14 protein-coding genes and 1 pseudogene are annotated in these 20,574 nt (G+C 38.2%); 3 read left to right on the plus strand and 12 right to left on the minus strand.

From position 1 onward, the window contains the following. On the plus strand, positions 1 to 115 hold a 115-nt coding region (locus FTU95_RS11315; protein WP_180050720.1), incomplete at its 5' end, for a transposase. A gap of 460 nt (positions 116 to 575) precedes the next feature. On the opposite strand, the pseudogene FTU95_RS15110 reads toward FTU95_RS11315, so the two are convergent. From FTU95_RS15110 to FTU95_RS11340, 6 genes and pseudogenes are all read right to left on the minus strand, one after another. Further along, positions 576 to 825, minus strand: a pseudogene (locus FTU95_RS15110) (Fic family protein); the annotation flags it as partial. Positions 826 to 950: 125 nt separating this feature from the next. Beyond that, positions 951 to 1,853, minus strand: coding sequence for a cation diffusion facilitator family transporter (locus FTU95_RS11320; RefSeq protein ID WP_005096111.1), 903 nt, complete (start codon positions 1,851 to 1,853; stop codon positions 951 to 953). A 63-nt stretch (positions 1,854 to 1,916) separates the two neighbouring features. Continuing rightward, positions 1,917 to 5,081, minus strand: a complete 3,165-nt coding sequence (locus tag FTU95_RS11325; RefSeq protein WP_100534456.1) for an efflux RND transporter permease subunit — start codon at positions 5,079 to 5,081, stop codon at positions 1,917 to 1,919. Continuing rightward, on the minus strand, positions 5,071 to 6,297 hold the full coding sequence (locus FTU95_RS11330) for an efflux RND transporter periplasmic adaptor subunit (RefSeq protein WP_005096109.1): 1,227 nt from the start codon (positions 6,295 to 6,297) through the stop codon (positions 5,071 to 5,073). Before FTU95_RS11330 ends, FTU95_RS11325 begins: the two co-directional genes overlap by 11 nt. A gap of 1 nt (position 6,298) precedes the next feature. After that, positions 6,299 to 7,624 carry a TolC family protein gene (locus FTU95_RS11335; RefSeq protein ID WP_005096108.1) on the minus strand — a complete coding sequence of 442 codons (1,326 nt, stop codon included), beginning with the start codon at positions 7,622 to 7,624 and terminating at the stop codon, positions 6,299 to 6,301. 48 nt (positions 7,625 to 7,672) lie between these two features. Then, the gene (locus FTU95_RS11340) at positions 7,673 to 8,089 is read right to left on the minus strand and encodes a cation efflux protein, CzcI-like (RefSeq protein WP_227591103.1); all 417 of its coding nucleotides are present in this window, start codon (positions 8,087 to 8,089) and stop codon (positions 7,673 to 7,675) included. 387 nt (positions 8,090 to 8,476) lie between these two features. Here FTU95_RS11340 and FTU95_RS11345 point away from each other — a divergent pair, with 387 nt between their 5' ends. After that, the gene (locus FTU95_RS11345) at positions 8,477 to 9,208 is read left to right on the plus strand and encodes a Fic family protein (protein ID WP_100534457.1); all 732 of its coding nucleotides are present in this window, start codon (positions 8,477 to 8,479) and stop codon (positions 9,206 to 9,208) included. 174 nt (positions 9,209 to 9,382) lie between these two features. Next, the gene (locus tag FTU95_RS11350; protein ID WP_100534458.1) at positions 9,383 to 10,135 is read left to right on the plus strand and encodes an IclR family transcriptional regulator; all 753 of its coding nucleotides are present in this window, start codon (positions 9,383 to 9,385) and stop codon (positions 10,133 to 10,135) included. A 44-nt stretch (positions 10,136 to 10,179) separates the two neighbouring features. Here FTU95_RS11350 and FTU95_RS11355 read toward each other — a convergent pair whose 3' ends face one another. From FTU95_RS11355 to FTU95_RS11380, 6 genes are all read right to left on the minus strand, one after another. Continuing rightward, entirely contained in the window at positions 10,180 to 11,676 is a 1,497-nt protein-coding gene (locus tag FTU95_RS11355) for a CoA-acylating methylmalonate-semialdehyde dehydrogenase (protein WP_005400064.1), read from the minus strand. A gap of 52 nt (positions 11,677 to 11,728) precedes the next feature. Then, positions 11,729 to 12,886, minus strand: coding sequence for an iron-containing alcohol dehydrogenase (locus FTU95_RS11360; RefSeq protein ID WP_005400065.1), 1,158 nt, complete (start codon positions 12,884 to 12,886; stop codon positions 11,729 to 11,731). 37 nt (positions 12,887 to 12,923) lie between these two features. After that, a complete protein-coding gene (locus FTU95_RS11365; protein ID WP_005400066.1) occupies positions 12,924 to 14,318 on the minus strand; it encodes a GntP family permease in 1,395 nt (464 codons plus the stop codon). Between the two features lie 556 nt (positions 14,319 to 14,874). Then, positions 14,875 to 15,579, minus strand: coding sequence for a M48 family metallopeptidase (locus FTU95_RS11370; protein ID WP_100534459.1), 705 nt, complete (start codon positions 15,577 to 15,579; stop codon positions 14,875 to 14,877). Further along, positions 15,576 to 18,668 (minus strand): type I restriction endonuclease subunit R, encoded by a 3,093-nt coding sequence (locus FTU95_RS11375; RefSeq protein WP_100534460.1) that lies wholly within the window; start codon positions 18,666 to 18,668, stop codon positions 15,576 to 15,578. Before FTU95_RS11375 ends, FTU95_RS11370 begins: the two co-directional genes overlap by 4 nt. Positions 18,669 to 18,691: 23 nt before the next feature. Then, complete coding sequence (locus FTU95_RS11380) at positions 18,692 to 20,548, minus strand: DUF262 domain-containing protein (protein ID WP_100534461.1); 1,857 nt, start codon at positions 20,546 to 20,548, stop codon at positions 18,692 to 18,694. Positions 20,549 to 20,574: the final 26 nt, after the last annotated feature.

Genomic DNA, 20,574 nt, shown 5'->3' on the forward strand with positions numbered 1-20,574 from the left:
GAACTTTTTTGCCAAGCTCAAGCAGTATCGTGCTATTGCCACACGCTATGATAAATTGGCTCAAAACTTCTTATCAGCGATCTACCTGGCTTCAACAATCATTTGGCTTAATTGATGACACGCCCTAATATGGTATCTGATAGCGGCCACTTTTTAATATCGGATCTTTTCATTTTTGTATCACTGCGGTTTCAATAATTATTGAATGACACAAAGTGTGATACATGATAAGCAATGCTGTAGATATTTATAATTCGTTATAAGTACCCGTAAAAAAGCCCTGAATCCTTTATAGATCTGGGCTTTCCAATTCATAAGTCATTATATAACGTCATGTGAATTTAAGAATTTGGTGGAGGTGGCGTCAATTGAACTCAAAACCCAACCCATTCATTTTAAACATAATTTTACAAATATAAATATTCATTGACCCAATTTTGACCCAAATTAGATTTAGTGTATTGAATCACTTTAAAATCTTGTTCAAATCCAAATTCAGGATTAGAACTGGTGTACACATTTTAACACGTAAAGACTGAAGATCAAAAGCAATGTTATAACATTGCTTTTATTTACTACTCAGTATTTTCTATAGGCCATCTTTTTTTCAATTTGTATTTCTGCTTAGAGCTCTTGGTTTATCAGGAATTATTCGTTCAATTAATCTAGCCTCTAATGCAGGACTTAAATATTTTTTTTGAACGTTGCAAGATGCGATAAAGCTAATAATGACATAAGTTCGCTAAGGCTCTATTCCTTGTGTTCCATCGTTTCAATTAGGCGCTTAACTTGATCGCTGACTTGAGCGGTAGCTTGATCACTAGCAAAATTTTTTCCACTAAATGGTTCAAAAAATCCTTCAACTTAGCTATACAAAAAATCATCGCTACATTGTTTTACAAAATTGACCTATATTATCAATTACCTTTGTAATTACGACTACGTTTTTGTTACTTAGCATGCTGGTGCTTATGCCAATTATCATCTTCAATTTGTAGTGTCATATCACTGATATGATGCCGTTCATGAAGTATATGAAAAGCCTGATCGTATAATTTTTTTTGATCCACATCAGGTGCAACCAAATGCACGGTCAAAACCACCTTTCTTGACGTAATCGCCCAAACTTTTAACTCATGAATACTTTGAACCCCTTCTAACATTAATAAATCTGATCTTAACTTCTCAATATCAATTTCTTCAGGAACACCTTCTAACAATATATGGATACTTTGTTTCAATAATATCCAAGTTCTTGGAAGTACCCAAAACCCAATCAATACTGCAATCAGCGTATCAATCCACATCCATCCCGTGAAATAGATGATTAGTGCACCAATGATGACCCCGACTGAACCTAAAGCATCACTAAGCACCTCTAAATAAGCACCTTTAATATTGAGACTCTCTTTGCTACTCGAGAGCAAGATTTTCATTGAGATGAGATTGATGATCAGTCCGAGTATTGCCACAACCAACATCCCGATACTTTGAATTTCAGGTGGATTCTCAAAGCGCTGATAGGCTTCAAATAAAATATAGAGAGCAACAACAAATAACATCAGTGCATTAAATAATGCAGCCAGAATTTCAAAGCGTTGATAACCAAATGTACGCTTATCATCTGCAGGTTTTTGTCCGATTTTAATTGCCACTAATGCAATCGCAAGTGCAGCAGCATCTGTCAGCATGTGCGCAGCATCGGATAACAGCGCCAAACTTTGCGTCATAAACGCAGCGATGACTTCAATAATCAAAAATGTGGTGGTTAATGCTAAAGCGAAATAGAGTTTTTTGGCATTTTTTTCCGATGCTTCAAAATGACTGTGGTCATGTTGATTTGAGCTACTCATAGTGCTCTCCTTATTATTGATTATTCAAGGTAAGCCGAAGCATTACCTTGAATATATTTATACTTAATAGGTTTCCGTTTGTAGTAGCTTATTGTCCTGATCAGTATTGATCCAGCGATATAAAATAGGAAGCAATACAAGGGTGAGCATGGTGGATGAAATAATGCCTCCAATCACTACCGTCGCCAAAGGTCGTTGTACTTCTGCACCTGTTCCAGTGGCAAGTGCCATGGGCACAAAACCAAGTGAAGCGACACAAGCCGTCATCAGCACAGGACGTAGACGCAAAATTGCCCCTTTCCAGACGGCTTCATCTAAACTGTATTCATCTCTCAGCTCTTTGATAAAAGTCAGCATCACAAGACCATTCAGTACAGCAACACCTGACAGTGCAATAAAGCCAATACCCGCTGACATCGATAATGGAATATCACGTAACCAAAGGAATAAAACACCACCCGTTAAAGCGAATGGTACGCCTGTGAAAACAAGTAGACTTTCCTTCATGTTATGGAAAACCGCCATGAGCAAAATAAAAATAGTCAGCAAAGCGAGTGGAATCACAATTTGCATACGTGATTGAGCTGAAGCTAAATTTTCAAATTGCCCCCCATATTCAATCCAATACCCACTTGGCAGATCATAGTCTTTTAACTGTTTTTGGAGCTCAGTAACAAAAGAACCCAGATCACGTCCTTCAACATTCGTTGTCACAATAATACGACGTTTACCATTTTCACGGCTAACTTGGTTCACACCTTCGATTAGACTGACTGTCGCAACATCGGCTAAGACAATTTGCCCTCCACTAGGAAGCTGAATCGGCAACTGAGCAACTGTTGATGTATTTCGATCTTGATCAGTTAATCTAATTTCAAAATCAAAACGTCGATCACCTTCTAAGATTTCACCCACATTTTGACCACCAATACTGGTTGCCACAAGGTCTTGAATTGAACGCACACTCAAACCATATTGTGCAGCCAAAGTTTTATTTACCTCGACATTTAGTAATGGCAAACCTGAGGTCTGCTCAACTTTCACGGCACTGCTACCCGATATTTGCTGAATGATTTTGGAGATTTTAGTCGCCTCAGTATTGAGGACATCCATATCATCACCGAAGATTTTCACACCAACATCACTACGCACACCTGAGATCAATTCATTAAATCGGAGTTCAATCGGTTGTGAAAATTCACTATTATTGCCTGGAATCGTGGCTAAATACGTCACCATACGGCCACGTAATTCATCTAAACTTTCTTTAGGATTTGGCCATTCTGAACGAGGCTTTAACATGATATAGCCATCTGAAATATTGGGTGGCATGACATCTGTTGCAACCTCGGCTGTACCCGTTCTGGCAAATACTGCCTTAATTTCAGGGAAACTCTTTAAAAGAAGTTTTTCAGTATTCTCCTGAATACGTAAAGACTCTTCTAAGCCTGTACTTGGTGAACGCAACTGTTGTACCGCAAAGTCTCCTTCACTGAGCTGTGGTGCAAATTCACTGCCGAGTTTGGTACTGATAAATCCCGTAATCACTAATAAACACAGTGCAAAAGTCAGCACAACTGCTTTGTATTGATACGAAATATCAAGAGTTTGCTGATATTTAGCTTTTAGCCATAACATCCAACGACTTTCTTTTTCTTGAATATCGCCTTTGACCCACAATGCCACCGCAGCAGGCACAAATGTGATCGATAAAATAATAGCTGCAACAAGGGCGAGTACCACTGTCAATGCCATCGGATGGAACATTTTTGCTTCCACACCACTTAAAGCAAAAATCGGAAAATACACCACTAAAATGATCAATTGCCCAAAAATCAAGGGACGTCGAGCTTGGCGTGCGGCTAAAAAAACCTCTTTAAAACGCTCTTGTTGAGTTAATTGTCGCTTTAACTGTTGCTGAGTATGCGCCAAACGACGAATACAGTTTTCAACAATCACCACCGCCCCATCGACAATAATCCCAAAATCTAAAGCACCTAAACTCATGAGATTGGCACTGATATTTTTTTGCGCCATGCCTGTGAGTGTGAATAGCATCGACAATGGGATCACACAGGCTGTAATTAAGGCTGCACGAATATTCCCGAGAAATAAAAACAGAATGACGATGACCAAAATGGCGCCTTCAATCAGGTTTTTTTGTACCGTTTTAATCGCCTTTTCGACCAAACTGGTGCGGTCATAAACAGTTTCAATTTTAACCCCTTTGGGTAAGCTTTTCTGAACCTCTTGGATCTTAGCATCTACCGATTTTGATACCGTACGGCTATTTTCGCCCATCGCCATCATGGCAATCCCAAGTACCGTTTCCACACCGTTATAGGTTGCACCACCTGTTCTTAATTCATGACCAATGGAGACTTGAGCAATATCACCCACACGGATTGGACTACCGTTCGGACTTGCAATCATGGTGTTTTCAATATCACTGATATTATTCAAGGTACCCGGCACACGAACCGTGAGTTGCTGACCATTTTCCTCAATGAACCCTGCACCACGATTTTCATTATTCAGTGTCAATGCTTGCTGTAATTGATCTAAACCAATATTCAACTGCTGCATGCGACTAAGATCGGGCGAAACGAGATAGGTTTTATTATAGCCACCAATACTATTAACCTCAGCAACACCTTTAACTCGTTGCAGTTGCGGTCGAACAATCCAATCCTGAATTTCTCTTAAATCCATCGCTGTATAAGTAGAACCATCTACTTTTTTCGCATTCGGTTCGGCTGTAAGCACCCACTGATAAATTTCACCTAAGCCAGTAGATACAGGTGACATTGTGGGTGAAACTTGTGCAGGTAAATCAGCTTGCGCTTCTTGTACACGCTGGTTAATTTGTTGACGTGCCCAATAGATATCAGTTCCATCTTTAAATACAACAGTGACTTGGGATAATCCATAGCGGGAGATTGAACGTGTTAGCTCCAAATCTGGAATACCCGCCATGGCATTTTCAATCGGATAGGTAATCCGTTGTTCTACTTCAAGTGCTGTAAAACCATTGGCTTGGGTATTGATCTGTACTTGGGTATTGGTAATGTCAGGAACAGCATCAATCGGCAACTTCTGATAACTATAAATACCCACTGCAATCCATGTGCAGACAAACAGCATCACCCAAATAGCATTTTGAATTGCAAACTGAATAATACGCTCAAATAATCCTTCAGGACGAGGTAAATCTTGATTAATGCTCATGACCGGCCTCATCTTTTTCTAATTCAGACTTTAATAGAAAACTGCCATCCGCAATGTATTTCTGCCCTTCAGTTAATCCAGAAATGACTTCTAGCCATTGCCCATCCTGACTGCTCACGCCCACTTCTATTAGCTGTGCTTTAAGATGAACCAGTCCCTTTTCTTCAGACTCAATCACAAATACCACAGGTTTTCCTTCAACCTGCTGTAAGGCTTTTTTCTGGACTCTTAACGCTGTTTTTGCTTGTGCATCAGTCACAAAAACATTTACCAAAACATTTGGACGCAGTACATCCGCTTGTGTGGTGACTTTGGCACGCACTTGTAAACGTCCAGTTTGTAAATCTGCCTGTGAATTCAGCGTTTGTACTTTTGCTTGGTAATTTTGATCAGAACCATTGGTTTTAAAGTTTAAAATTTGCCCTGCTTGAAGATGAATATTTGAGGTATTTGGTAGATTAAATTCCAACCAAAGGTCTTTTAGATTTTCAATCACAAAAAGCTGATCCGCCAGTTGGACATTTTCACCTACCACAATGTCTTTTTGACTGATCATGCCTGGAATGGGTGCGCGAATAACAAAACGTCCATTTTGCCCAGTTGAACCTAGAGCGTGTAGACGGGCTTGCTGAGATTGCACTGTAATTTGGGCTTGGCGATAGGTATTTTCAGCACGCTGCAAATCTTGTTTTGCCGAAATACCTTGTGACCAAAGCTGTTGTTCTCGTTGGTATTCTTGCTGTGCCAAACGCAAACTTGACTGCGCAATGCTCAAATTCGCTTGTTGATCAATTAATTCAGGGATGGAAAGTACTGCAAGCGTTTGACCACGTTCCACATACTGACCAAGAGCAACATTAACTTGCTCAACATGACCACTAAAATTAGGCGATATATGCGCTTGTTGATCGGTATTCACCACCAATTTACCTGGCAGGGTTGTCAGCTTTTCAACCAATCCTGTGGATGCAACAGCAACTTTTAAACCTTGTTCAACCATTTGTTGGCTGGTCAGTTGTATTTCGCCTTCTTCAGCATGTCCTTCTTCAGAACTATCTTCATCAGAATGTTCGGCATTTCCCTCATCATGACCATGCCCCTCAGATTCAGTTTTTTTTGAACTTAACCAAATAGCCAGACTGACCAAGACCGTAATCAGAATCAAAACTACAATCATGAGAGACTGGGATATTTTTCCGTTTTGCTTGGCGTTCATTTTATCGTGCTCCCCCATTGATTAAATTTTGCGATGCTTCGACTGCCTTTTTATTCAGTTGTGTATAGGCATCCGAACGGCTAATTTCTTCATAACTTGTGCCAATACTGAGTGCCTCAGCTGCTAGGGCAGTTTGCCAAGCTTGACGTAGAATTTGTAATTGACCCAATCGAAGATTCTGCAGTTGGGTGGTTGCTTGCTGAACGTCGGTAATGGACAGTTTCCCTGCCTGAAACCCTTGTAAAGTACGGCTCTGAACTTTGGTCGCCAAAGTAACTTGTGCTGTTGTGGCATCGAACTGGCTACGTAAACCTTTGAGCTGTTGCATGCTGTTGGCAATATCGAGTATTTGTTGCTTCAGCTCACGCTGCTGCTGTTGGTTCAGCAATATTTGCTGTTGCTGGACCATCGGGATCGCATATTGCTGGCGATTGAAAATATTCAGTGGAATAGCCACGCCGATTGCTAAAGTCGTATCGTTGCTTTCATTAGGGGTTTTGCTACGTTTCATGCCTACATTTAAAGTCGGATTGGGACGTGCCTGAATTCTTAAATTTTCAATTTGATGATCCGATTGCTGAATGTTCAAGGCATAGAATTTTTCTAGCCACCCTTCAGCAATATACCGTTGCACAGTTTGGAGACTTTGCTCTGGCCAAGGGATAGCGGTTTTATTCAATTGAAGATGTGAAGATGTTTCTCCCCCCCACAAATTAGACAGCTGACGACCGGCAGCTTGTTTATTCAGCATCGCTTGCTGATAAAGTCGTTGGATTTCTAGCGCTTCAATTTGGGTACGCTCAAAATCAACCAGGGCAATACTGCCTGCCTGATAGCGTTTCTGGGCACTGTCCAGATTGGCTTTACTTGTTTTTAACTGTACTGAATAAGCAGACTGCTCAACCTCAGCAAGTGCAAATTGCGACCATGCAAATTTAACAATCAGTTGGCTTTGTGCCTTCCATAATTGCTGTTGCAATTGGATTTGTTGATTCGAGGTATTGGCAATCACCCGGTTCAGCTTACGCTGACCAAATAGATCTAGAGGTTGACTAACGCCAACATTGAATTCCTGTTCTTGACCTGAGCCAAAGCCAGACTGTTCTAAACTTATACTTGGATTCTGCCATAACCGACTTTGCTGAATATTCAATTCAGATATTTGCTGAACTTGTTGCCACAGCTTGTCTTGAGTCTGGTAACTTTGTACTTTTGCTAAAGCGGATTCAAAGCTGGTAACGTTTTCAGCATAGCTATATTGCATAGCCGCTGCACATATACAAGCAACCAAGCTATGACGCAAGAGTATAATTGATTGTGAAGACATGATTTTTCCCACTTATTTAAATAATAAAAGTGGTGGGAATGTTTTAGGCTACCCCACCATGAGCGGGGAAAATTCGGGAGGTGGGCTTTGTTGAAACAGGTCAGGAGCCTGATAGCTGTTTTTCCAATGAAATTGTGGATTCACTTTAACTTCAGAGCTTGGATGAAACACATCTACTTTTTCATTTTGTACAATCAAATGCGTCATCGATGGTAGATGATCTTGATGATCTTCACCGATTTCTAAATCGCTACTGAATGTTTTTATGTTTTCTGACTGTCCATTATGATCGTGTTGACGACTATCGCTGGCACACAAGGTATTTTGGTGATGACCAAAATGATAACTCTGCTGTGATTGAGGCTGTTGTTCATGGACACAAAAGGCCGCCGCCACATTCCAAAAGCTTTGGAACATGAACAATCCAACCAAGACTGTAATCCATGTAGTAGAACGCATCATCATAACAATCGAAAAATTTGTACCAAGTATAAGGCTTAGAGCTACTCCAAGGTCAAGCTTAATAAATTAAATTAAACATTCAATGAACACTGAATAGCCGGCACTTTTGCAAATTTACCTTGTCTCTATAAGCTCACATCAATTTCAAGTAAGAATAACAATAGATAGACACAAGAACTTCAAGGTACGACGAAATCATACAAAGTAATCCCATATGAAAACTTCGGTATGATGGCAGTTTTTTATTAGCTACATATTTTTGAATAGCCACCAAAATTCTAGACACATGTAACCATTTACAATCAATACAAAATGTAATGATATATCACTACATTTCTGATCTTTCTTTTTTCATGTATGATCGACTAAGACAAATTCAGGGATAAGGTTATGTTTGAAACTATTGATGATTTAAAGAAAAAATTAGATCAACATCGCCCTCTCTCTCCGTCAATTGTCAAAAATTTACAAGAAGATCTTATTGTCCGCTGGACCTATCATTCCAATGCAATTGAAGGTAATACCCTCACCCTGCTAGAAACAAAAGTAGTACTCGAAGGTATTACTGTTGGTGGAAAGGCATTAAGAGAACACTTCGAAGCGATCAACCATAGAAATGCAATTTACTATGTTGAAGATATCATTCGGAAAGAGGAGCCTTTTTCTGAATGGCAAATTCGTAATATCCATCAGCTTATCTTAAAGAATATTGATGATGATAATGCTGGACGTTATCGTCAGCAAAATGTCCTGATATCAGGTGCGACGTCTACCCCGCCTGATTACACGTTATTAAATGACAAGATGGCTCAATTCGTAGACTGGTATAATAGTGAAGCACATAAGCTGCATCCAATTGAACGTGCAGCCAAAGTACATGCTGATTTTGCAGGTATCCATCCATTCATTGATGGCAATGGCCGTACATCACGTCTATTGATGAACCTCGAATTGATTAAAGCTGGTTATCCACCTTGTGTCATCACAGTTGAAAATCGTTTGGCTTATTATGAAGCTCTTGATCAGTGGATGGCTTACGGAAAAACTGAAGCTTTTATTCAATTGGTTTCGGATGCTGTATTAGAAGGGTTTAAACCTTATCAGGTGGTTTTAGGAATATAGTTATTCTATAGCTATTTATTTAATGATAATAATATTATAACTCTCATGACTTAATGATGACTATGGACTTAAAATTCTTCTAGTAAAGAAACTTATACTTTATCTCTAATTTTCGTAGAACTAATTATTTTAGGTTTTTCCTGCATATGCACTTGATTATACTAGGTTTTCGATATGAATAAGAAAGGCTCATCAATTACCAGAGTTTTAGATATTATTGAGGCTATCTCAACCGCAAAGCATCCTCCCACACCTTTGGACCTTTCTATTGAGCTAGATATTCCAAAACCAAGTATCCATCGTTTACTTCAAACTTTGGAGCAAGAAAAATTCATTAAATTAGATATTTACGGTGGTTATATTGTAGGTGATAGGACTTACAAGTTGCTAATGAGCGCTTGGGAGCAAGAACCTAAAAAAATAGAAAGACTAGCAATTCTGCAAAAACTATCAGATCAAACTAATGAAACTTGTGGAATTGCCATCCTTAATAATAATCAAATGCTTTATACAGATCGAGTACAAGCAAATTGGCCATTACAAGTGTACTTACCTATTGGATCTACCGTACCATTATGGTGTACATCTAGTGGAAAACTTTTTTTAAGTTTTCAACCGGAAAGTCGAAGAAAAAATATAATAGAACACCTTCCTATTACACAGCTTACTAAAAATACTATTACTGATCCTGTGATGCTTGAAGAAAATTTGAATCATATTTTCTTAAATAAACTTGGAACTGATAATGAAGAGTTTATTTCAGGAATGGTCGCATGCTCTGTTCCCATCCACAAGGGAGATACAATCATTGCATGCTTATATGTCCATGCCCCAACGATACGAAAATCTCTTGATGATTTATTAAGTTTTGAATCGGTACTACGTCAGGCTGCGAACGATTTAAGTAAATTGATTAATATTGATTAAAAAAGCAAGTCATGATGACTTGCTTTTTGTTCAGCATAAAAACATTAGTTCAGCGTTGGCATTGAGAATTGAGCACCCTCACGAACATTAGCGGTTGGCCAACGTTGTGTAATCGTTTTACGACGGGTGTAAAAACGTGCACCATCTGGACCATAAGCATTTAAATCACCAAATAATGAGCGCTTCCAGCCACCAAAACTATGATAAGCCACAGGGACTGGCAATGGGATATTAATTCCTACCATTCCGACCTTAATATTGTCACTGAAGTAACGAGCTGCTTCCCCATCACGTGTATAAATACAAGTACCATTGCCGTATTCATGATCATCAATCAGATTCATAGCTTCTTGCATGGTTTTTACACGTATAACCTGTAGTACAGGACCGAAAATTTCTTCTTTATAACTAGTCATTTCAGGAGTCACTTGATCGATTAGCGTGGCTCCCACATAGAATCCCTTTTCGTAACCAACTGGAGCTGCATCTCGACCATCAACAACAATCGTTGCACCTTGCTCTTCTGCACTGTTGATATAACCCACAACTTTAGCTTTATGCTGGGCTGTAATCACAGGACCGAAATCATTTTCTTTTTCTGAATATGCCCCATATTTTAACGATGCCATAGCTTCAGAGAGCTTAGAAATCATCAAATCAGCAACATCATCACCTACGGCAACAGCGACTGAAAGAGCCATACAACGCTCACCTGATGAACCAAAAGCAGCACCTAATAAAGAGCTTACTACATTATCAATATCAGCATCAGGCATAACAATCGCATGGTTTTTTGCACCGCCAAGTGCTTGGCATCTTTTCCCAGTAGCAGTTGCTGTCTTATAAATATATTCAGCTATCGGTGTCGAGCCAACGAAGCTTATAGCCTGTACTCGAGAATCTAAAAGTAAGGTATCAACAGCCTCTTTATCTCCATTTACAACATTTAGTACGCCATCAGGTAGACCAGCTTCTTTCAGTAATTGTGCAATATACAAAGTTGATGATGGATCACGCTCAGATGGTTTAAGAACAAAAGTATTTCCACAAACAATTGCCATCGGGAACATCCAAAGTGGAACCATGACTGGGAAATTAAATGGAGTAATACCTGCAACGACACCTAAAGGCTGGAACTCACTCCATGAATCGATACTTGGACCTACGTTTTTACTGAATTCACCTTTTAAAAATTCAGGGGCACTGCAAGCATACTCAACATTTTCAATACCACGCTGTAATTCACCGGCAGCATCATGCACAATTTTTCCGTGTTCTTCGCCAATAAGTTTGCAAATTTTTTCAGCATTGTCCTCAAGAAGTTCTTTGAATTTAAACATGACGCGGGCGCGTTTAATGACAGGAGTATTACGCCATTCAGGAAAAGCAGCTTCGGCAGCAGAAATAGCTTCTTCAACGGTTGCTTTACCGGCTAGCCCTACTTCTTTACTTTGTTCACCTGTTGATGGATTGTAAACAGGCTGCGTTCTTGTATGATTGGTATTCAATACGCCGTTAATAAAATGTCCGATCAATTCCATGTGAATCTGTCCTCTTTATATAAAAAATAATTAAAGCTAATTGAAAAATGCATTACCACAATTGCTTATAGAGCGAAATCATTTCAGCAATTGTAGGAGTTATTGGGTTATTAGATGGAGAGCCAGATGCTATTGCCTGCTCAGCCATTGTTTGTACAACTTCATCAAAATATTTTCTATCCACCCCGAACTCAGCCAGAGTTGGAACTTTTAAATCTTTATTAATTTCAGCCAATGCTTGTACTAGCTTTTGATTTGCGACTTCATGGGAATCATCAATATGTGCAACACCCATTGCTTTTGCACAGTCTGCATAACGTTCAGGTGCAGCTTGTATTGAAAACTCAGTAATCATAGGAAGTAACATTGCATTCGATAGGCCATGAGGTACATGGAAAAAAGCACCGATCGGTCGACTCATCCCATGAACCAATGCAACAGAAGCATTTGAAAATGCAATGCCTGCAAATGTGGAACCAAGCATCATCTTTTCACGTGCAGATTCATTACCCGGCTCATGATAAGCAATTTGTAAGTTAGGTCCGATTAGTTTCATCGCTGCAATTGCTTGGGCATCACTATATGGACTTGCTTTTTTACTAACATATGCTTCAATTGCATGTGTTAGTGCATCAATCCCAGTATCTGCCGTAGTTCTAGCAGGTAAAGACATCGTTAACTCATAGTCGATAATTGCTGCAATGGGTAAGAATCCAAGCCCAGCACAAAGCATTTTTTCACTGGTCTTATCATCAGTAATGATTGTAAAACGAGTACATTCAGAACCTGTTCCCGCTGTAGTTGGGATTGCAATAATTGGCAGTCCGATCTCGTTGACCTGTCTGGGAAATTTATAATCTCTTATCTCTCCCCCAAACTTACTTAAAATACTGATAGCCTTAGCACTGTCGATAGGGCTTCCGCCACCTACAGCAATAATGGCATCATATTGGTGCGTTTTGACATGATTCACTCCAGCTTCAATTGAAGCTGAAGTCGGCTCAGGAATCGTTTCATCAAAATAGTCACTCTCGATGTTTTCTGCCTTAAGTAAATTTTGAATCTGATCAATATATCCCAGTGAAACCATCATTTTATCAGTGATGATTAATGGTCTTTTCGCTCCTAAGCTATTCAAAATCTCAGGAAGATGACTTCTAGCATTTTTCCCGACTTGCATAATTCGTGGAAGGTTAATTGAATGAGACATTTTAAATTCACCATAAATTATTGAAGTAATTAACTTTCTAGAATGATCCGAACATAGTTCCGAGGGTAATTACCCCTGCTAAAGCAATGAGTGGAATTACAACAGCGACAATAAACATGTCGTAATAAGATTGTTTATGCGTTAATCCACATAATGTGATAATGGTAATTACTGCACCATTATGGGGAAGCGAATCTAAGGCACCAGACGCCATAGAGGCTACTCTGTGCATAAGTTCTAATGAAATACCATTATCTATTGCTAAATTTTTATAGGTTTCCCCCATAGTATTTAAAGCAATACTTAAGCCGCCTGATGCTGAGCCTGTAATCCCAGCCAGTACATTAATAACAATAGCTTCAGAGATAAGAGGATTGTCTGGTGCAATACCAACTAAGAAATCACGTAGAATAATGAAGCCAGCCAATGATGCTATAACTGAACCATAACCAACTTCTGATGCTGTATTAAAAATAGGTAAGAACGAAGATGAGACCCCTTGTTGTATTGAGTCTTTAATATTTACGATCGCTTTCCAATTTAAAATAATGATAGTTAAACATGCTAAGACCAGAGCACAAATAATTGCCCAAAGCCCTACAACTGAGTTTAATGAAACATTACCGAATTTATCAGTTGCTAAATATGCTGTATCGAGTGAAGGTAAGATTATTTTAGTAAGAACCAAGTTAGTAATTATTACTACTAAAATGGGAGCAAAAGCAATGGTAAGGCTTGGACCCGAAGTGGTCAATGCACCGTCATTGCTATGGATTTCAACATGATTGCCATAACCTTCTTTTAGAGAATCTGCTTTGGCAATACGCTTATTTAACCACCACATTCCTGTAATTATAATAAAGATAGAGGATAAAACTCCTAAGCCAGGTGCAGCGTATAAATCAGTATTAAAAAACGGCATTGGAATTGCATTTTGAATTGCAGGCGTTCCGGGTAATGCTGTCATTGTAAAAGTTAAAGCACCCAACATAATTGCAGCTGGAATTAATCTTTTCGGAATTCCAAGTTTTTTGAATAGTGCTGATGCTATCGGGAAAACTGCAAAACCAACAACAAATAGTGATACACCACCATAAGTTAAAATTGCACATGAGAGCACAATCGAAAGCATAGCTCTTTTATGCCCTAATTTTTCGACGAAAAAATTGGCAATAGTTCGTGCAGAGCCAGAGTCATCCATTAGCTTCCCAAATATTGCACCTAGCAAAAAAAGTGGGAAATATTTAATTATGTACCCGCCTAAGCCGGTCATAAAAATTTGAGAATAAAATCCAAGTAATTCATTACTCAATCCACTCCAAGCAACAGCAAACAGTGCAAGCAGTGGAGCCAGAACAATTACGCTAAATCCTTTATATGCCAGATACATCAGCAGTATTAGGGACAAGACTATTCCAATTAGTCCTACCATTTTTTATACATCCCATTCTTATATTCTTCGTATAATGATACGTTTCGTATCATTATTAATGTATATAATTTAATCTAAACCAAGTCAATATAAAATTTAAATTCTAGACCTTAGTTGTATAAATTAATGATTCTGAGAGTTCTTAAGAAGGATATTTGCATGCTCTACATATTAAAATAATAATAATTTCATAAACTTATAAATTATTAATTAATTCATGACTTAACTAATTTTTTTAATATTCAAGATAGTTTTGGTTAAAAATCATTTGGCTTACTACGATATTTTTAATCAATAAGTAGCTTATAGAAGACTCAACATTTTAGTCAGTTGGTTGCCAAGGCTGTTCTGGAAGGGTTTAAATCTTATCAAATTGTATTAAATATGGGGCTTTGGAAATCGTCTAAATTTTTTTTAGATTGAGATGGTGGCAGTTGAACTAGGTCAATTTCCCCCTGATATTCTTATAATAAATTTGTTACGTTTACCCAACCATTACCCAATTGCAGTACTTGCATATAGAAAAGTACAGACCTTAGTTAATCATGAACTAAAGCTAAAAATCAGTAAGTGGCTGATCCTTTAACAGCGCTTTTCTTTGTTTCCAATCTGGCACATGCAAATCCATTAAAGCTTTAAACTCATCATTATGGGTACGAACTAATAAATGCACGAGCTCATGTACCACAATATATTCCAAACATTCATAAGGCTTTTTTGCTAATTCAAGATTAAATAAAGTCCGAGCCGCATCAGTATTACAACTCCCCCATTTTGTTTTCATTTTACGTATGCCATAAGCATTCATTTTAACTTGTAGTCTTTTTTGCCATTCAACTAACAATTCATCTAAAGCTATCTTTAGCTCGCTACGGTAAAACTCTTCAATGACTTTACGACGATTTTCTACGGTCGAGTTAGGGCTTACATAAAGATCCAACCAGTGACCATGCTTCTTAATGACATGCTTTCCATGACGCTCTATTACATTCAGACGATAATGTTTACCCCATAAGTAGTGACTCTCACCACTCATCATTTCACGCTTAGATTGTCTTCTTTGCTCATTAAAATCTGCCTGTTGCTTTTTGATCCAAGTTAATCGCCCAATGATTGCCATTCGCACTGCTGTTTCAGACATACTTAAAGGTGCAGAAACACGTACATCCCCCAATGGAGGATGTACTGTGATATTTAGATTTTTTACATCTTTACGATGAATTTCTATATCAATAGAACCAATTTTCAGCGTTTCGCTCAATGATATTCCTGATGTAGTTTAGCCAACTCTATGTATGCTATTAGAACATCTCTATCTCTAGTTTCCAAAGCATGACTTAGCTCCCTAAGTAAAATTCTTTCTTTTGCATGATCTCCGACCCAGGCTGCCAACTTATTAGATTGAATGGCTTGATCAAGCTTGATGGTCAGCTCAATATCTTTGCCAAAGTTATCATACAGGGCTTGCTTACCTGCTGTATTAATCTCTTCTGGATAGTTAGTTCTACCCGTTGGTCGAGTGACTTTACTAGCAACATCGCGAATCTTTTCTAAATACTCTTTATATTCAATCGCTTTCTTTCGTCTTAATTCAATAATTTCGTCGAGCAGAACCGACATCTGATCATAGTAGGCCGGATTGACTGGATTTTCCTCTACGATTTTTTTTCTAACGTTGTTTTCAATTGCTTCCGCCATAGATTCTGGATTTCTACGAATACTCTCTGGTACCCCCTTAAACACCTCATCACCTCGAAGAACCAAATCAATTAAGCCGAACTCTTCAAATTTAACAACTTCTTCACTACTTTCAGCTTCAATGTACATGTCAAGCAATTGACGCATTGCCGGCTCATATACTTTCATGTCGACAGCATCACCACTATGAGCTTTGATTTCCTTACTTAGGTTTTCAAAGAACTTCACATCTTTCTCTATAGATTGAATTTCCTGCCCTGTATATCCAGCATCAGTCAGCTCGCTTGCGATATTGGCATAGCTACGTAAAAGCTTATTAATCGATCTATATAAACTTAAACGCAGTGCCTCTTTCTCTTTAATTTCTTCAGAGTTTAAACCAGACTCTCCACAGAAATAATGCTGATAATTTTGACTCAGTCTTGGTGCAGGTACAGGCTCACAAAGTGCCTTGACCATCTCTAAAGCAGTATCTAAATCGAGTCTTGCAGCCTGAATACGATCTTTCAACAACCCATCAACATCTTCTTTGTCATAACCATCTAAAGCTTCCGATGTATAATCTTTAATAGTCTTGTCAATTGAATTAAATAGATCTTTATAATCAACAATATAGCCATATTCCTTATCGTCAGAATCTAGACGATTGACACGACAAATCGCTTGAAACAAGTTATGGTCTGCCATCGTTTTATCAATATAGAGATAAGTTGCAGATGGTGCATCAAAGCCAGTTAATAATTTATCAACCACAATCAGCAGTCGCATTTGACCTGGTTCTTTAATAAATTTTTCTTTTACTTGTTTTTCAAACTCTTCAACCAAACCACCAACTTGATCTACTGGCTTTTCAAAATAATCAGCTAACATCTGACGGTAGATATCATACTTAGCAAGTTTTTCAGTTGAACCTGCACCTGATTCCTCACCTTTGATACTGGCTGCCGTAGGTTGATAGCTTGTGACAATTGCAACTTTGCCTTTTAAATCAGTGTCATTAAATAATTTGTAGGCTGTACATGCTTGATAGACACTTGAACACACAAGCATCGCATTACCTCGACCATCCATTAGGCGTGGTCGAGTATCCATATCCATTAAAATATCAGCAACGATTTGCTCTTGTCTTGAACGACTTGAGAGCACTTTTTGCATAGTGCCCCACTTCTGTTTAAGAAGAGTTTTTCCTAAAGCAGAGAGTTTTCGAGTTTTGGCTTCGAACCATTCATCTACTTTTTTCGGTGATTTTACTCGCTGATCTATATCTCTTGCTTCATAGCGAATATCCAGGACAACACCATCCTCTACTGCTTCATTGAATTTATAGGTATGGATATAAGAACCAAAGACTTCAATAGATTTTTTCTTATCCTTTTTCATCAATGGTGTACCTGTAAAACCAATAAACATGGCTTCAGGTAATATCTGCTTCATTGCTTCGTGGAGTTTGCCAGACTGTGTTCTGTGACACTCATCGACAAAAACAAAAAGATCACCCTTCGCTTTAAAATTATGAGGCAATGCTTTTTTCATTTCTTCAATAAATTCAGCCGATGACTCCCCATCACCTTCTTCATCTTCAACATGCCTGCCAAACTTATGTACTAATGAACAAATAAGTGACGGGTTAATTGTGTTGAGGGTATGAATCAGATCTGCGCCACTACGTGTCCGATAGATCGTTTCTTCAACACCACTAAATACTTTCTCAATTTGCTCATCAAGTTCAGTACGGTCTGTGACAATGAGAACACGGCTATTAATAACGTTTTCTCGAATCCATTTGGCTAACCATACCATGGTGAGACTTTTGCCAGAACCTTGAGTATGCCAGATAATACCGCCTTCTCGTTGAGCAATACGTTGTTTTGCTGCTTCAATACCAAAGAACTGATTATGGCGACAGGTCTTTTTAACACCTGAATCAAATACAATAAAATCATGAATTATCTGTAAAAACCGTTTTTTATTGCACATCAAACTCAGATGTAAATCCAATTTGGGCGCATATGGATTCTCGACTTCCTCTTTCCATTCAAGATAATATTTTTCAGGCGTTTCGATTGTGCCATAACGTAGACCTTGGGAATCACTCCCCGCCATGACCAATTGCATGGTAGTAAAGAAATCACGAATGAATTTCTTATCTTGATTGTCTAGATTTTGTCGAATGCCCTCGGTTAACCCTACTGTAGAGCGTTTAAGCTCAATCACACCTAAAGCAATGCCATTAACGTATAACACGACATCGGGACGTTTTTTATATTCGCCCTGTACAGACACTTCTTCAGCAATAGCAAAATCATTTTCTTCTGGGTTTTGCCAATCAATCAGCCATACCGTCTGTTTCTGCTCACCTTGCCCTTCTTTGTCTTTAACACCGTAGCGCAATAATTCATAAACATCTTTATTAGCATAGTAGAGCTTTCTACCTTCACCCAATGCTGAGGCTATATCTAATTGGCGAAATGCTTTTTGAATAAGCACATCACTGATACCACGTTTTTTCAGCCATGCTTTTAAATCTTGCTCACGAATATTTTTATTATTTAGGTCATGTAAGTTTCCTAAATAACGATAACCCAAATCATTTTTAAATAATTGAACGACACGGTCTTGTGTGACTCGCTCACGCTGTCCGACTTCACTCATTCCTTTACCCTAATCTTTAATACTTATGCGTTTGCGGTATCTTTCTGTTCAATTGGAAATTGATATTGATCAAGGCGCTGACCATTAAAACGCCATACATCAAGTGCCAGATCCAGCATAATTTTTTGACGGTCAATAATGGCTTGTTTTGACCAATTTTCAAAAATGTAGTTTTTATCGTCTTTGAAACGGGTAATAGCTGTCTGTTTACCAATGTTATATTTGTGATCGAGTAAGTTCACGGTCAATAGGTTAGATTTTGCATATTCTTGCTGCTTCTGCTCAAACCAATTGGTTGTGAGGTCATTCATTTTATTGATTGCCTGATTGATTACGCTTTCCAATAAAGTAACGTTGCCCAACTTATAGATGGTGTTGTTATATTCCGCTTTATCCAAAAATTCTTCTGGCAACACCTCATCTTTTGGTGTTTGTGGGAAAATGTGCTCAATTTCTAATTGACCAATTTGTTTAAAATTAAACTCCGTTAGACCAGCTTGTGTACGTGCCTGATTTTCTAATTGACCTAAGATAAAACGCTGACGATATTGTGGGTTATAACCATCGTGACGGATATTTAAGAATTTGAATTTTAAGTTATCTAAGCGTTCTAACACATACGGCACAATTGTTTTTTCGACAGCCTGTTGAATCTCTTCTATTGTCGTTTTTCCACGGAACGAGACCACCCAATTGGCAAATGAGTGCTCATTACTTTTACCTAAGATGCCCACTGTATTGGTGACAAAGTAGAAACTTTCAATTTGCTGAGCTAAATAATCAATAGCTGCTTTATCCGCATTTTTTGACAAAGCCAAGAGCATGACCAAATGTTGTCGAGCTTTATATTTATTAATAAAACCAATATGTGTCACATGTGGATAGTTACTACCATCGCTCAAGCGTTTAGTTGCATTGACTAAATCTGCATAGCGTTGTGCCATAAATTCTATTTCTTTAACCAACTCAATCGGATGAGTTTCGTACTTCAGGATCGCTTTACCTGATTTTGTGATAATCCAGTTGTAGATATCATCTTCACGTAAAATACCGTTGTGGTAACGTGCCATCATAAAGTAACGTAGGAAACGTAGTGGATTTTCATCTTCTCCACAACGTAATAACGCTTCATTAATTTTTTTCCATGTTTCCTTAATGGTACTAAACTGACTTTCATTGGCTTGTCTAAACAATAAGTTTTTGACCAAGTCCATCGCATTTAAGCTTGCACCACGCTGGTTAATGGTTTCAAAGATTTTGAGTGCGCTACCGATATCTTCAGATTCGATAAGCACTAACTCAATTTTATTATAAAAATACTTTGCAAACTTAGTTAGGTTACTTACCCCTTTTTGCAAAAAATTTTGCAGATAACTATAAATTTGATTATACGCTGCACGCATCTTTTGAATTGATGCAGTGTCTTCACCTGTATATATTTCTTTTTTAATTAATTTATCGAGAAAATCTTTACTTTCCTCATACTGTAATTCTAATCTAACTAGAAGTTGTTCGGTGTCTGAATCAAAACTATACAATAGCTTCTTGACGGTACTTAAATGCTCCTTTTGTATATCATTTAAGGTTGATTCTTGAGTTGAGAGTAAATCTCGAATTGCGCACAAGGTTAATGTAATGGTGGTCAGACGTTGCTGACCGTCAATCACATCGTACTTATTTTTGTTTTTAACAATGATAATTGAACCAATAAAATAGCTTTCTTGTTGATCTGCATTTTCATCGTATTCATTATCAATATCTGTTAAAAACTGCTCGACCTGATCATCTGCTTTCCATACGTATTCACGTTGATAGTCAGGTACGAGAAAGAAATAGTCCTTTAATTTTTCAATCGATTTTACTTGTGCTTCAATTTTCATATTTACCCCCAAATATTTTTTAACCG

Origin of the sequence: Acinetobacter sp. YH12208, from assembly GCF_013418055.1 — a bacterium.
Classification (GTDB): domain Bacteria; phylum Pseudomonadota; class Gammaproteobacteria; order Pseudomonadales; family Moraxellaceae; genus Acinetobacter; species Acinetobacter pseudolwoffii.